Annotated in this window: 13 protein-coding genes; 4 read left to right on the top strand and 9 right to left on the bottom strand. The window is 65.0% G+C overall.

Features of this window, described 5'->3' with window-relative positions; genetic code table 11:
• Positions 1 to 57 precede the first annotated feature (57 nt).
• The 4 genes from AXYL_RS14075 to AXYL_RS14060 form a co-directional block, all read right to left on the bottom strand.
• A complete protein-coding gene (locus tag AXYL_RS14075; RefSeq protein ID WP_013393466.1) occupies positions 58 to 1233 on the bottom strand; it encodes an enoyl-CoA hydratase/isomerase family protein in 1176 nt (391 codons plus the stop codon).
• Entirely contained in the window at positions 1230 to 2384 is a 1155-nt protein-coding gene (locus AXYL_RS14070) for an acyl-CoA dehydrogenase family protein (RefSeq protein WP_013393465.1), read from the bottom strand. Before AXYL_RS14070 ends, AXYL_RS14075 begins: the two co-directional genes overlap by 4 nt.
• 195 nt (positions 2385 to 2579) lie before the next feature.
• Complete coding sequence (locus AXYL_RS14065; RefSeq protein ID WP_013393464.1) at positions 2580 to 2924, bottom strand: RnfH family protein; 345 nt, start codon at positions 2922 to 2924, stop codon at positions 2580 to 2582.
• Positions 2914 to 3348: a type II toxin-antitoxin system RatA family toxin gene (locus AXYL_RS14060; RefSeq protein ID WP_006223413.1), complete on the bottom strand. Its 435-nt coding sequence runs from the start codon at positions 3346 to 3348 to the stop codon at positions 2914 to 2916. Before AXYL_RS14060 ends, AXYL_RS14065 begins: the two co-directional genes overlap by 11 nt.
• A 104-nt stretch (positions 3349 to 3452) precedes the next feature.
• On the opposite strand from AXYL_RS14060, the gene smpB reads away from it, so the two are divergent.
• Positions 3453 to 3926 carry an SsrA-binding protein SmpB gene (gene smpB, locus AXYL_RS14055; RefSeq protein WP_013393463.1) on the top strand — a complete coding sequence of 158 codons (474 nt, stop codon included), beginning with the start codon at positions 3453 to 3455 and terminating at the stop codon, positions 3924 to 3926.
• Between the two features lies 1 nt (position 3927).
• On the opposite strand, the gene AXYL_RS14050 is transcribed toward smpB, so the two are convergent.
• The 3 genes from AXYL_RS14050 to AXYL_RS14040 all read right to left on the bottom strand — a co-directional run bounded on the left by AXYL_RS14050 (position 3928) and on the right by AXYL_RS14040 (position 6601).
• Positions 3928 to 5115, bottom strand: a complete 1188-nt coding sequence (locus AXYL_RS14050; protein WP_013393462.1) for a GGDEF domain-containing protein — start codon at positions 5113 to 5115, stop codon at positions 3928 to 3930.
• A 25-nt stretch (positions 5116 to 5140) separates the two neighbouring features.
• Positions 5141 to 6067 (bottom strand): SPFH domain-containing protein, encoded by a 927-nt coding sequence (locus AXYL_RS14045; protein ID WP_041655510.1) that lies wholly within the window; start codon positions 6065 to 6067, stop codon positions 5141 to 5143.
• A 99-nt stretch (positions 6068 to 6166) separates the two neighbouring features.
• Positions 6167 to 6601, bottom strand: coding sequence for an NfeD family protein (locus tag AXYL_RS14040; RefSeq protein ID WP_013393460.1), 435 nt, complete (start codon positions 6599 to 6601; stop codon positions 6167 to 6169).
• A 169-nt stretch (positions 6602 to 6770) separates the two neighbouring features.
• On the opposite strand from AXYL_RS14040, the gene AXYL_RS14035 reads away from it, so the two are divergent.
• Together AXYL_RS14035 and AXYL_RS14030 are read left to right on the top strand one after the other, a co-directional pair.
• Positions 6771 to 7508 (top strand): glutamine amidotransferase, encoded by a 738-nt coding sequence (locus AXYL_RS14035; protein WP_013393459.1) that lies wholly within the window; start codon positions 6771 to 6773, stop codon positions 7506 to 7508.
• 102 nt (positions 7509 to 7610) lie between these two features.
• Entirely contained in the window at positions 7611 to 8453 is an 843-nt protein-coding gene (locus tag AXYL_RS14030; protein ID WP_013393458.1) for a bifunctional transcriptional activator/DNA repair enzyme AdaA, read from the top strand.
• A 37-nt stretch (positions 8454 to 8490) separates the two neighbouring features.
• On the opposite strand, the gene AXYL_RS14025 is transcribed toward AXYL_RS14030, so the two are convergent.
• Together AXYL_RS14025 and ppsA are read right to left on the bottom strand one after the other, a co-directional pair.
• On the bottom strand, positions 8491 to 9594 hold the full coding sequence (locus AXYL_RS14025; protein WP_013393457.1) for a hypothetical protein: 1104 nt from the start codon (positions 9592 to 9594) through the stop codon (positions 8491 to 8493).
• A gap of 149 nt (positions 9595 to 9743) precedes the next feature.
• On the bottom strand, positions 9744 to 12110 hold the full coding sequence (ppsA, locus tag AXYL_RS14020) for a phosphoenolpyruvate synthase (protein ID WP_013393456.1): 2367 nt from the start codon (positions 12108 to 12110) through the stop codon (positions 9744 to 9746).
• 192 nt (positions 12111 to 12302) lie between these two features.
• Here ppsA and AXYL_RS14015 point away from each other — a divergent pair, with 192 nt between their 5' ends.
• Complete coding sequence (locus AXYL_RS14015) at positions 12303 to 13130, top strand: pyruvate, water dikinase regulatory protein (protein ID WP_013393455.1); 828 nt, start codon at positions 12303 to 12305, stop codon at positions 13128 to 13130.
• The last annotated feature ends 14 nt before the right edge of the window (positions 13131 to 13144 follow it).

Genomic DNA, 13144 nt, shown 5'->3' with positions numbered 1-13144 from the left:
CCATCGTGTACTGCGTTGCCGTGCCGGCGGGCGGCGGCGGATCCGCCGCCGCGGGCCCTAGCGCCCTTCCTGTCCCAGGTCCGCCAGCGGATGGGGTTCGCCCTCGGGCCAGGGCTCGTCAAAGAATTTCTGCACCCAGGCGTCGGTCGCCATGTCGATCACGGCGGGATTCCAGCGCGGCTTCTTGTCCTTGTCGATCAGCAAGGCGCGGATGCCTTCGGCGAAGTCGCCATGGCCGGTGCAGGCCAGCGCCGCGATGTATTCGGCACGGAACACGTCGTCCAGCGAACGCAGGCGCAGCCGCTGCTGCAGCGCGAACGACAGGCGCACCGATCCGGGCGAGCCGGCCAGCATGGTCTGCGCCGCGCGCGCCAGCCACGGATCCTCGTGGTCCTTCAGCGCGGCCAGTTCTTCGTAGATGTCGTCCAGGCGGTTGCCGTTGCACAGACTGTTGATCAGGAACGAGTGATGACGCAGGCTGCCCGGCGCCAGCGGCGTCTTGGGTTCCAGCGCCGTCAGGGCGCGGCGCAGCAGGCCGTCGTTGATCGCGCGCGGGGGAATGGCGTCCTCCGCCGCGTCCGCCCCCTGGCCAGCCCAGGGCTGCTCCTCGAGCGAGGCCAGCAGCTTGGGCCAATCCGCGTGGTCCAGGCGGAAGTCCGCCAGACCGGCGAAAATCGCGTCCGACGTGCCCAACTGCGCGCCGGTCAGCGCCAGGAACAGGCCGAGGCGGCCCGACATGCGGTTCAGCAGCCAGCTGCCGCCCACGTCCGGGAACAGGCCGATGGTGACCTCCGGCATCGCCAGCCGGGAGGCTTCGCTGACCACGCGGTGGCTGGCGCCCATCATCAGGCCGATGCCCCCGCCCATGACGATGCCATGGCCCCAGCACAGCACCGGCTTGGGATAGGTGTGGATGCGGTAGTCCAGGCGGTACTCGTGCTCGAAGAAGCGGCGCGCGTAGGCGTTGTTCCAGCCCGGCTTGCCGGCGTTTTCAGTCATGCTGCGGTACAGGCCGTGCAGGTCGCCGCCCGCGCAGAAGGCCTTTTCGCCCGCGCCCTGCAGCACCACCAGGGCCACGCCGGGATCGCGTGCCCAGGCATCCAGCCGCTCGGCCAGTAGGTCCACCATTTCCAGCGACAGGCCGTTCAGGGTCTGCGGCGAATTCAGCGTCGCGATCCCGAACCGTACTCCATTGGCAGCGGTTTTTTCTTCGAACAGCACCGGTGCATTCATCTTATGTCGGCTCCTTTTTCCAACAATTGGCGGGCGATGATCACGCGCATGATCTCGTTGGTCCCTTCCAGAATCTGATGAACGCGAGTATCGCGCACCAGACGCTCCAAGGGATAGTCCCGCAGGTATCCGTAGCCACCGTGGATTTGTTGCGCATCCAGGCAGATCTGGAAACCCATGTCGGTGGCGAAGCGCTTGGCCATGGCGCAGTAGGTCGCCGCGTCGGGCGCCCCGGCGTCCAGCTTGCAGGCCGCCAGGCGCACCATCTGGCGCGCCGCCACCAGGTGCGTCGCCATGTCGGCCAGCTTGAACTGCAGGGCCTGGAACTCGGCCAGGCGGCGGTTGAACTGGCGCCGCTCGTCCATGTAGCGCCGGGCGGCGTCCAGCGCGCCCTGCGCCGCGCCCACCGAGCAGGTGGCGATATTGATGCGGCCACCGTCCAGGCCCTTCATGGCGATCTTGAAGCCCTCGCCTTCCTGGCCCAGCATGTTGGCCGCCGGCACGCGCACGTTTTCAAAGGTGATGGGACGGGTGGACTGGCTGTTCCAGCCCATCTTCTCTTCCTTGCGCCCGTAGCCTATGCCCTCGCTGTCGGCCGGAACGGCGAACGCGCTGATGCCGCCCGCGCCCTCGCCGCCGGTGCGCGCCATGACCACCAGCAGGTCGGTGTCGCCGCCGCCAGAAATGAAGGCCTTGGCGCCGTTGAGGATGTAGTCATCGCCCTGGCGCTGCGCCCGGGTCGACAGGGACGCGGCGTCCGAACCCGCGCCCGGCTCGGTCAGGCAGTAGGAGGCCAGCTTCTGGCCGCTGGCCAGCAAGGGTCCCCAAGCCTCGCGCAGCGCGGGCTGGCCCCAGTTGCCGACCATCCAGGTAGCCATGTTGTGGATCGTGAGGAAGGCCGTGGTCGACGGGTCCACCGCCGCCATTTCCTCGAACACCAGGGTGGCGTCCAGGCGCGGCAGCCCCAGGCCGCCGATGTCCTCGCTGGCGTAGATGGCGCAAAAGCCCATCTCGCCCGCCCGCGCGAAGGCTTCACGCGGGAAGATGCCCTCGGCGTCCCAGCGCGCCGCGTTGGGCGCCAGTTCGCCCTCGGCGTAGTCGCGCGCCGCCTGCGCAAAAGCGCGTTGCTCGTCGGTCAGTTCCAAGTCCACAGCCTGTCTCCTGTTGTACTGAGTATTGTCTGTTGGCGTTGCTGCCGTCTCGTGAACGCCAGCCCGTCGATTTTGACATGACGTTGACGTAAACGTAAATGCGTGACGATGTTTATGTTACGCCGGAAGCGGCAGCAGAATTTGTCCTATTTGCGACATTGTGCGGGGCGGCACGCCGCCCCTCGGAGCGCTGCCCTACAGCAGCCCGGCCGGGCGGACCCTGCCGTTCTTCGCCGTCTTGGCGCGGCGGTGTTCGGCGCGGCGGCGGCGCGATTCCTTGGGATCGAAACTCAGGCCGCGGTAGATTTCCACGCGGTCGCCGTCGGCCAGCCTGGCCTGCGGCTCGGTGGCGTGGCCGAAAATGCCCACGCCCCGGGTCCAGGGCTGCACCACCGGAAAGGCCTGGGCGAAGCCGCTGGCCGCCAGCGCATCGGCCACGGTGGCGCCATCGGGTAGGCGCAATTCACGCAGCCAGACGTGGCCCGGCAAGGCATAACAGACGCTGACGCCGATCTGCGCCACGGACGGCTCATTCGCCATACTTGGCCTGCGCGCGCTTGGTGAAGGAATCGATGAAGCTGGTGGCGATGCGGTTGAAGACCGGCCCCACCACCATTTCCAACGCCCGGTTGGAAAACGCGTACTCCATGGTGAACAGGACCTTGCAGGCGTCTTCGGCCAGGGGCTGGAACTCCCAGTGTCCCACCAGGCTGGAGAACGGGCCATCGACCAGCTCCAGGTCGATCCGGTCGGGATAGACATGGGTGTTGCGCGTGGTGAAGCGCTGCTTCATGCCCGCGAAGCTGATCAGGATGGAGGCCTGCATGCCGTGCTCGTCGCGGGTCTGCACCTCGGCGCCGCCGCACCAGGGCATGAACTCGGGGTACTTCTCCACGTCGGCGACCAGATCGAACATCTGGGCGGCGCTGTAAGGCACCAGGACGGATCGTTGTACTTTGTGCATCGACTATCGCAAATGGCTAGAATGGCACGATTTTACCGGCACAACACGACCTGGGGCCAGAACACGCCTCGCGGCAGGCTGCGGCACCCAGGCACAAGGGCTTTATGAGCATTATCGACAATCGCAAGGCCACGCACGACTATTTCATCGAAGACCGCTACGAGGCCGGCCTGGTGCTGCAAGGCTGGGAAGTCAAGGCGATCCGCGATGGCCGCGTGCAGCTCAAGGAAAGCTACGTCATCGTGCGCGACGGCGAGCTGTACCTGCTGGGCATGCACGTCAGCCCCCTGCCCACGGCCTCCACCCATATCCACCCCGATGCCATGCGCACGCGCAAGCTGCTGCTCAAGGCCGAGGAAATCAGCAAGCTCATCGGCAAGGTCGAGCAGCGCGGCTACACGCTGGTGCCGCTCAACCTGCATTACAAGAACGGGCGCATCAAGCTGGACTTCGCGCTGGGCCGCGGCAAGAAGATGTTCGACAAGCGCGACACCGCGCGCGAAAAAGACTGGCAGCGCGAAAAGGAACGCATCATGAAGCACGACACCCGCGCCCCGCGCAAGAGCAAGGACGATTGATTCAGGCGGCCTCGGGCAACGGCTGGCGCTCAGCCTCCTGCCCCGGGCCCGTGATGCGGTTGCGCCCTGCAGCCTTGGCCGCATACAGCTTGCGGTCGGCACGTTCGAAAAATGCCTGCAGGCTCTCCCCGGGCATCCAGTCCGCCACGCCGGCGCTGAAGGTATAGGAAATAGTGCTGCCACCGTGCGCACAGGGCGTGCGCCGCACCGAATCCAGCAGGCGCTCCGCCACGTCCATCACCGCATCGCTGCGCATGTCGGGAAACAGCACCGCGAATTCCTCGCCGCCGACCCGCCCGACGTGGTCGCCGGTGCGCAGCGTGGCGGTGGCCAGCAGGCCGAAATGCCGCAGCACCGCGTCGCCGGCCGCATGGCCGTGAGTATCATTGATGCGTTTGAAATAGTCGATGTCCAGCAACAGCAGCGTCAGCGGCCGCCGCGTGCGCAAGGCCTGGGCGCAATAGCGCTCGGCCTGCAGCCACCACGCCTTGCGCGACATCAGGCCCGTCAGGAAATCCGTGCTGGCCTCCTGTTCGCGGTCCGCCAGCATCCGGTCGTGGATGATCATGATGGTGCCCAGGGTCAGGCATGGCATCGTCAGCACGCCCAGCGTCATGAACGCGATGTTCCACGCCGTGGGCTGCAGCAGGGCCTGCGCCGTCGCGATATCGAACAGGTAGACGGCGGCGCGCGCCGCGCACACCGCCGCGGACACCAGCGCCACCACGCGCACGAAATGGTAGCTGTAGCGGGACCGGTTCATCGGCATGCCGCGCTTGACCGTCATGGCGATGGCCGCCATGAACCCGAACATCAGCCCGGACATGACCACCATGCGAGGTCCGACCTCGGGTTCGATGTAGGTGTAGAACGCCAGCACCAGCAACGTTGCGCTGGAAGCCAGCGCCATGAGGCGCCTGGGCACGGTAAGGCCCACCAGCCGGCGCAATCCCGTGTAGTACGCGCATAGCGCCAGGACCACGGCGGTATTGCTGGCGATCACCGACACCCACAACGGCGCCTCGGTGACCTGGAAGGCATAGAGCCCGAACGCTGCCAGCGTCAGCAGGTTGGCGCGTATCGCCTCCTTGATGCCCGCCATGCCGCTGCGGGCCAGGGACCCCAGCACGCACAGCGCAAGCACTCCCGCCAATGCCGCTATCAAAAGCAAGTTCACGGGAGCGATCATCGCCAGGCGCCGCCAGACGCGGTTATCAGCTGTTGCGGGTGGACTTCACGATGGTCATGGCGGAAGCAATCATGCCGCCCACATCCGCCAGGTTCGCCGGCAGAATCAGCGTGTTGCCTTCCTTGGCGACGTTGCCGAACGCCTCGACGTAGCGCTCGGCGACCTTCAGGTTCACGGCTTCCATGCCGCCGGGCTGGCGCACGGCGTCGGCCACCTGGGTGATGGCCTTGGCGGTGGCCTCGGCAATCGCCAACACCGCAGCGGCCTCGCCCTGCGCCTGGTTGATCTGCGCCTGCTTTTCGCCTTCGGAACGGGCAATCGCGGCTTCGCGCTCGCCGGTGGCGATGTTGATCTGCTCCTGGCGGCGGCCTTCGGAGGCCGCGATCAGGGCGCGTTTTTCACGCTCGGCGGTGATCTGGGCCTGCATCGAACGCAAGATCTCGTTGGGCGGGGTCAAGTCCTTGATCTCGTAGCGCAGCACCTTCACGCCCCAGTTCAGCGCCGCCTCGTCCAGCGAAGCGACGATGTTGCTGTTGATGGAATCGCGCTCTTCGAAGGTGCGGTCCAGCTCCATCTTGCCGATGACCGAACGCAGGGTCGTCTGCGCCAGCTGCGTGATGGCCGAGATGTAGTTCGACGAACCGTAGGAGGCGCGCATCGGGTCGGTCACCTGGAAGTACAGCACGCCGTCGACCTGCAGCTGCGTGTTGTCGCGCGTGATGCAAACCTGGCTGGGCACGTCCAGCGGGATTTCCTTGAGCGAATGCTTGTACGACACGCGCTCGATGAACGGGATGACAAAGCCCGCGCCGGGCGACAAGACCCGGTCGAACTTGCCCAGGCGCTCGACCACCCAGGCGTGCTGCTGGGGCACGATGGCGATGGCCTTGATGACTATCAGTATCGCCAACGCGACGATGACAAGCAGGACGATGGTGGATGTATCGATCATCATGATTCGGAGCCTCTCCTTCTGGTAAATACACTCGCGGGAATAGCCCGAAAACACGGACGCCCGCTGCCGGCCCCGCCCGCGGCGGGTCGGCGCTGATCAGGCCGATCCCGGCGTGCCCCTGGGGGCCAGCACCAGAATCGAGCCGCGCATTTCGATGATGGTTTGTTCGCCAGCCACCGGCGCCTGGCCCTGGGCCAGCTCCGCCTGCCAGTGCGCGCCGCGGTACCAGACGCGCGCGGTGCCCTGGTCCGACCAGGCCTCGACCGACACGGTCTGGCCGATGTCCAGGTTCACATCGGCATTGCGGGCGGAATCGACCTCGCGCTTTTTCAGCACGCGGGTCTTGCGCAGGACCAGCAGGCCCAGCAGCAGCACGATGCCGCAGCCCACCAGTTGCCACTCCAGGCCCGCGCCCAACCATGCGGCCACGCCGCCTGCCGCCAGGCCCAGGGCCACCAGCAGCAGATAGAAAGTCCCCGTCGCCAGTTCCCCGATCAGGGCCAGCGCGGCCAGTCCCAGCCAGATCCACATAGTCTTTGTTCGCCCGAAAGGATGAGTATGTGAGCGGAATTGTACGTATTTCCGGGACGGAACGGGAAAGGCGCTTGAGTCGCGGACCGGAGCGCTGGATTATGATGTGCGCTGGCGGTGGAAATCCCTGTGGAACCCGGCGCCCGCATCCTTTACGCACAAGCCTCCAATGACCGCTGCAATACCCTCCGCTCTACCCGTCCTGATCCTGCATACCGGCGATCCGGACGATACGCTCAAAAGCCAGTTCGGCGGCTATGCCGAACAACTCGCGCAGGCCGCCGGCCTGAGCGCCGAGGCCATGGAAATCGTGCCCGTGCACGAAGGCAAGCGGCCGCAGGCCCCCGCCCGCTATCGCGCCGCCCTGATCACGGGCTCGCCCGCCATGGTGACCGACAAGGAACCCTGGAGCGAGGACACCGCCGCCTGGCTGCGCGAAGCCGCCGCGGCCGGCCTGCCCATGTTCGGCGTGTGCTACGGCCACCAGCTCCTGGCCTACGCGCTGGGCGGCAAGGTCGGCTACAACCCCGCCGGACGCGAGGTCGGCACCCAGACGGTCGAACTGCTGCCGCCCGCCGCCGGCGACAAGCTGCTGGCGGGACTGCCGCCCACCTTTCCCGCCCAGATGCTGCACGCGCAGACCGTGCTGCAACCGCCCCCCGGCGCCGCCGTACTGGCGCGGTCGGACCTGGACGAGCACCAGATGATCCGCATCGGCCGCAACGTGTTCTCGACCCAGTTCCATCCCGAATTCGGTCCCGACTTCATCCGCGCCCACCTGGAACGCTTCGGCCGCCGCTACGCGGCTGAAAACCTGGACGTCCCGGGGCTGTCCGCCAATGTCCGCGCCACCCCCGTGGCCGGCGGCCTGTTGCGGCGCTTCCTCGACGCCTACGCGCCCGCGTAGCCGCCCCGCGCGGCCGCCGCGCAATATACGGAGTGCGGCGGCGGCAGGCTTTTGAGACGATGGGTCCAAGCGCGCAAATCCACGCGCAACAGGAGCTTTTCCATGAACCAAGCCGCCGCCCTGAGCAAACAGCACGCCGCCGCCATCGAACGCGCCTGCCGCGCCCTGGAAGCCGAGCAGCCGCCGGATCTGTCCACGTTGGCCGAGCAGGCCGGCATGAGCCGCTTCCATTTCCACCGCGTCTTCAAGGCGGCCACCGGCATCACCCCCAAGGCCTACGCCGACGCCCTGCGCGCCGGCCGTACCCGGCAGCAGCTCAAGCAAAGCGCCAGCGTCACGGACGCCATGTATGACGCGGGCTTCAATTCCAGCGGCCGCTTCTACGAAGCCGCCCCCGCCATCCTGGGCATGACGCCCACCGCCTTCCGCAAGAACGGCCAGGGCGTGGAAATCCGCTTCGCGGTGGCGCAATGCTCGCTGGGCGCGCTGCTGGTGGCGGCCAGCGACACCGGCATCTGCGAAATCGCCCTGCATGAAGATCCCGAGCAACTGGTGCGCAACCTGCAGGACCGCTTCAAGGCCGCCCGCCTGATCGGCGCCGACGCGCAATTCGAAGGCTGGGTCGCGGCCGTGGTCGGCTTCGTCGAAGACCCCTCGCGCGGCCTGGACCTGCCGCTGGACGTGCGCGGCACGGCCTTCCAGCGCCAAGTGTGGCAAGCGCTGCGCGAGATCCCCGTGGGCGAGACCGCCACCTACACCGACATCGCCGAACGCATAGGCTCGCCGCGCGCCGTGCGGGCCGTGGCGCGCGCCTGCGCCACCAACAACATCGCGCTGGCCATTCCCTGCCACCGCGTGGTCCGCACCGACGGCTCGCTGGCCGGCTACCGCTGGGGCATAGACCGCAAGCGCGAATTGATCGCGCGCGAAGCGCTGGCGGCATGAAGCCTGCCAGCGCCCTCGGCATCCTTGGCGACAGTCGTCAAAACTGAAACACCGAAGATGCACGAATGTTGTTGAATTCCTTGATCGCGGATTCAAACTGCGCCGTCTCGGCCGAGGACAGTATGAAAGTGTCCGACGCGTCCTGGCGCTTGATGATCGCCGCCAGGTTCGGTGCCGATATGCCCTGCGCTTTCGAAAAATCGAGCGCGCCTTTGCCTTCGGCATACAGCCGTTCCAATGTGTCTTTGGAAGACGCCAGGGATTTCCAGGGGTCGGTGCTGGCCGTGACCCTGACGATGATGTGATTGTTCTTGACCCGATTTCCTGCGTAGGACAATCCGGCGATCTCGTCGTAAGCCAGGCTCTTGCCGTCGAGTTTTTCCAGCGGCAGCACCCCCGGCTCCTGCGCCTTGCCCGCAATCACGATGGCATGAATACCCGGTTTTTCAGTATAGGCAGCGGATGTGCTTCCCTGCAGAAAGCGCAACCCGAAACTCGCGAACGGCACCGTATCCGCTCCCTCCTGAATTGCGCGCTCGACGACTTGACTGAATGAATCGCCGAAGACAGATGCGTACTCCGCGTACGGATTGACAGGAATGGGGATTCTCTTGCTGACCTCAATAACGGTTTCCAGCGTCTTGGTGAAATCGGTCTTTTCCTTTTTCTTGCTGAGAAAGAGATCCATCACGATGCTGGTCACCAGATAATCTTCCCCGCTCAAGTTGAAAGTATCCAACAGAGGGAGACTCTTGATCGGGATTTCGACCCGTCCATCGTCATAGGTCTTAACGTCGAATTTGTAGACGCGGCTAATGGTCAGCGTCGTGGATGAACTATTCCGTTTCCTGGAATTTATGCTCATCTTCGCCGTAATGGCCACCTCTTTGTCCTTGGTGAACCATCCGTTTTCCTTGAACAGGACGGCACGCTCCAGGAAGATTGACGCCGCATCGGTCTTGATATCGAAAGATCCCGCCGGCAGGCCGCCAGCAATGGGCACGATGGTCGCGCCCCCTGAAACATCGGCTGCCAAGGCAGAGTCCCCCAGCAGCGACGCTCCCAGGCAAAGCGCAGCAACTACAGATGCCGTTTTCATGCTTTCCCCTTTTCGTGGCATTGCCACGGCCAAATTCAGCATTTACGGATCCGGCGGACTGCGCAAGCCGGTAATGGCAAAGATTGTCCTACCCGGACTCGGGCTTGCCAAGCCCCATGTGAGCCAGCAAAAACCCGAATAAAAAAACCCCGCGTCCTCTCGGACGCGGGGTTTTCACATCAGCAAGCCGATCAGTTCTTGGCGAGGCGCTGCCAGGTATCGACAACGGTATCCGGGTTGAGCGACATCGACAGGATGCCCTCGTCCTTCAGCCATTGCGCGAAGTCCGGATGGTCGCTGGGGCCTTGGCCGCAGATGCCCACGTACTTGTTGGCGGCCAGGCAAGCCTTGATCGCGCGGCGCAGCATGAACTTCACGGCCTCGTCGCGTTCGTCGAAGTCGGCAGCCAGCAACTCCATGCCGGAATCGCGGTCCAGGCCCAGCGTCAGCTGGGTCATGTCGTTCGAGCCGATCGAGAAGCCGTCGAAGTACTGCAGGAACTCGTCGGCCAGGATGGCGTTGGACGGCACTTCGCACATCATGATGAGCTTCAGGCCGTTCTCGCCGCGCGCCAGGCCGTGCTTGGCGAGCAGGTCCACCACCTTGGACGCCTGGCCCAGGGTGCGCACGAAAGGCACCATGATTTCGACGTTGGTCAGGCCCATTTCATCGCGCACCTTCTTCAGCGCTTCGCATTCCATGCGGAAGCACTCGGCGAAGTCCTCGGCGATGTAGCGCGACGCGCCGCGGAAGCCCAGCATGGGATTCTCTTCCTCGGGCTCGTAGCGCGAACCGCCGACCAGCTTGCGGTACTCGTTGGACTTGAAGTCCGACATGCGCACAATGACGGGCTTGGGGTAGAAAGCGGCCGCGATGGTCGCCACGCCTTCGGCCATCTTCTCGACGAAGAAGGCACGCGGGCTGGCATGGCCGCGGGCGGCCGATTCCACGGCCTTCTTCAGTTCGCCGTCGACGTTCGGGTAGTCCAGCACCGCCTTGGGGTGGATGCCGATGTTGTTATTGATGATGAATTCCAGGCGCGCCAGGCCCACGCCGCCGTTCGGGATCTGGGCGAAGTCGAAGGCCAGTTGCGGGTTGCCCACGTTCATCATGATCTTCAGATCGATGGGGGGCATGTCGCCGCGGCGCACTTCTTCCACTTCGGTTTCGATCAAGCCGTCATAGATGCGGCCTTCGTCGCCCTCGGCGCAAGACACGGTCACGGCCTGGCCTTCCTTCAGCAGGTCGGTCGCGTTGCCGCAGCCCACGACCGCCGGAATGCCCAGCTCGCGCGCGATGATCGCCGCGTGGCAGGTGCGGCCGCCGCGGTTGGTGACGATGGCGGAGGCGCGCTTCATCACGGGTTCCCAGTTGGGATCCGTCATGTCGGTGACCAGCACGTCGCCCGGCTGGACCTTGTCCATGTCGGAGATGTCGCCGACCACGCGCACCGGACCCGCGCCGATCTTCTGGCCGATCGCGCGGCCGGTGATCAGGACCTGGCCGGTGGCCTTCAGGCGGTAGCGCTGCTGCACGTCGTTGACGCCCTGCTGCGACTTCACCGTTTCCGGGCGCGCCTGCAGGATGTAGATCTTGCCGTCGATGCCGTCACGGCCCCACTCGATGTCCATCGGGCGCTGGTAGTGCTTCTCGATGATGACGGCGTAGCGGGCCAGCTCGTTGACCTCGTCGTCGGTCAGCGAGTAGCGGTTGCGCTCGGACACCGGCACGTCGACCGTGCGCACGGCACGGCCTTCGGGGCGCTCGGGGTCGAACTCCATCTTGATCAGCTTGGAGCCGATGCGGCGGCCCACGATCGGATAGTGGCCCTGGGCCAGCGTCGGCTTGAAGACGTAGAACTCGTCGGGATTGACCGCGCCCTGCACCACGGTTTCGCCCAGGCCATAGGACGAGGTGATGAACACCACGTCCTGGAAGCCGGATTCGGTGTCGATGGTGAACATGACGCCGGCGCTGCCCTTGTCGGAGCGCACCATGCGTTGGATGCCGGCCGACAGCGCGACGTCGGCGTGCGCGTAGCCCTTGTGCACGCGATAGGAAATGGCGCGGTCGTTGTACAGCGACGCGAACACGTGGCGGATCTTGTCCAGCACGTCATCGATGCCGACGACGTTGAGGAAGGTTTCCTGCTGGCCGGCGAACGAGGCGTCGGGCAGATCTTCGGCGGTGGCGGAGGAGCGCACGGCGAACGAGCCCTTGCCGTCAGCGTCGAGCTTGGCGAAGGCGGTACGGATCTGCGATTCGAATTCGGACGAGAACGGCGCGTCGATGATCCATTGGCGGATCTGCGAGCCGGCGTTGGCCAGTTCGCGCACGTCTTCGGGGTTCAGCGTGGTCAGGCGTTCGGCGATGCGCTTGTCCAGGCCAGAGGCCTTGAGGAAGTCGCGGAAGGCGTCAGCGGTCGTGGCAAAGCCGCCCGGTACGCGGACGCCCGCGCCAGACAGCTGGCTGATCATTTCGCCTAGTGATGCGTTCTTGCCTCCTACCGAGTCCACATCCGTCATGCGGAGCTGCTCGAACAAAACAACATACGACATTGAAGTCACCTTTTACAATGGAATGAAAGCGAGTTTGGTCAATGCATCAGGAAGCTGGATCACAACCGGATCACAGCCCCAATTTACGCGCTGACCAAACTGGCCTTGGACCGCCCTTGGGGTGACTTATAGGGGCCTGATTGTACTCGGTGGAGTGCATCCGGCTATCTGCCTGGTTGGAATTTTTTACACATGACATCTACCCCGATCGTACGCACGGTATACATCGTTTCCGACAGTACCGGCATCACCGCAGAAACCTTCAGCCAGTCAGTGCTTTCGCAGTTTGAAGAGGTCAATTTCAAGCCTGTCCGCCTGCCTTTTGTCGACACGCTGGAAAAGGCTGCGGAAGTGGCCATGCGGATCGACCGCAGCGCCCTGGAGGCTGGCGTTCCCCCTATCGTGTTCAGCACCCTGGTCAATCCCGACATCCTGGCGCGCGTTCGTCAGGCGAACGGGGTTTTCCTGGACCTGTTCGGCACCTTCGTCAGCCATATCGAGCAGGCCCTGGGCCTGAAGTCCAGCCACTCCATCGGCCGCTCGCACATGCAGGCCAATTCGGAAAAGTACCGCAACCGCATCGACGCCATCAATTTCAGCCTGGCGCATGACGACGGCCAGTTCGTGAACCAGCTGGACCAGGCGGACGTGATCCTGGTCGGCGTGTCCCGCTGCGGCAAGACGCCCACCAGCCTGTACCTGGCCATGCAGTACGCCATCAAGGCGGCCAACTTCCCACTCACGCCGGACGATTTCGAGCGCGGCACCCTGCCCTCGACCATCGCCCCGCACCGCGGCAAGCTGTTCGGCCTGTCGATCCAGCCCGAACGCCTGGCCGAAGTCCGCAACGAGCGCCGCCCCAACAGCCGCTATGCGCAGTTGGAACAGTGCCGCTACGAAGTGGCCGAGGCCGAGCGCATGATGCGCCGGGAGGGCATTTCCTGGCTGTCCAGCACCACCAAATCGATCGAGGAAATCGCCACGACGGTGTTGCAGGAAGTGGGTCTGGACCGGGGCTGAAAATGGCAAGGGCG

Source organism: Achromobacter xylosoxidans A8 (assembly GCF_000165835.1).
In the GTDB taxonomy this organism is placed as follows: Bacteria; Pseudomonadota; Gammaproteobacteria; order Burkholderiales; family Burkholderiaceae_B; genus Achromobacter; species Achromobacter xylosoxidans_B.
The sequence above is the reverse complement of the archived record's forward strand: the minus strand, read 5'-3'. Positions and strand labels throughout refer to the sequence as shown.

Excerpts from the sequence above, each read along its gene's own strand:
- AXYL_RS14075 (WP_013393466.1), bottom strand. The coding sequence starts at position 1,233 with ATGAATGCACCGGTGCTGTTCGAAGAAAAAACCGCTGCCAATGGAGTA.
- AXYL_RS14065 (WP_013393464.1), bottom strand. The coding sequence starts at position 2,924 with ATGGCGAATGAGCCGTCCGTGGCGCAGATCGGCGTCAGCGTCTGTTAT.
- AXYL_RS14060 (WP_006223413.1), bottom strand. The coding sequence starts at position 3,348 with ATGCACAAAGTACAACGATCCGTCCTGGTGCCTTACAGCGCCGCCCAG.
- smpB (WP_013393463.1), top strand. The coding sequence starts at position 3,453 with ATGAGCATTATCGACAATCGCAAGGCCACGCACGACTATTTCATCGAA.
- AXYL_RS14050 (WP_013393462.1), bottom strand. The coding sequence starts at position 5,115 with ATGATCGCTCCCGTGAACTTGCTTTTGATAGCGGCATTGGCGGGAGTG.
- AXYL_RS14045 (WP_041655510.1), bottom strand. The coding sequence starts at position 6,067 with ATGATCGATACATCCACCATCGTCCTGCTTGTCATCGTCGCGTTGGCG.
- AXYL_RS14040 (WP_013393460.1), bottom strand. The coding sequence starts at position 6,601 with ATGTGGATCTGGCTGGGACTGGCCGCGCTGGCCCTGATCGGGGAACTG.
- AXYL_RS14035 (WP_013393459.1), top strand. The coding sequence starts at position 6,771 with ATGACCGCTGCAATACCCTCCGCTCTACCCGTCCTGATCCTGCATACC.
- AXYL_RS14030 (WP_013393458.1), top strand. The coding sequence starts at position 7,611 with ATGAACCAAGCCGCCGCCCTGAGCAAACAGCACGCCGCCGCCATCGAA.
- AXYL_RS14025 (WP_013393457.1), bottom strand. The coding sequence starts at position 9,594 with ATGCTGAATTTGGCCGTGGCAATGCCACGAAAAGGGGAAAGCATGAAA.
- ppsA (WP_013393456.1), bottom strand. The coding sequence starts at position 12,110 with ATGTCGTATGTTGTTTTGTTCGAGCAGCTCCGCATGACGGATGTGGAC.
- AXYL_RS14015 (WP_013393455.1), top strand. The coding sequence starts at position 12,303 with ATGACATCTACCCCGATCGTACGCACGGTATACATCGTTTCCGACAGT.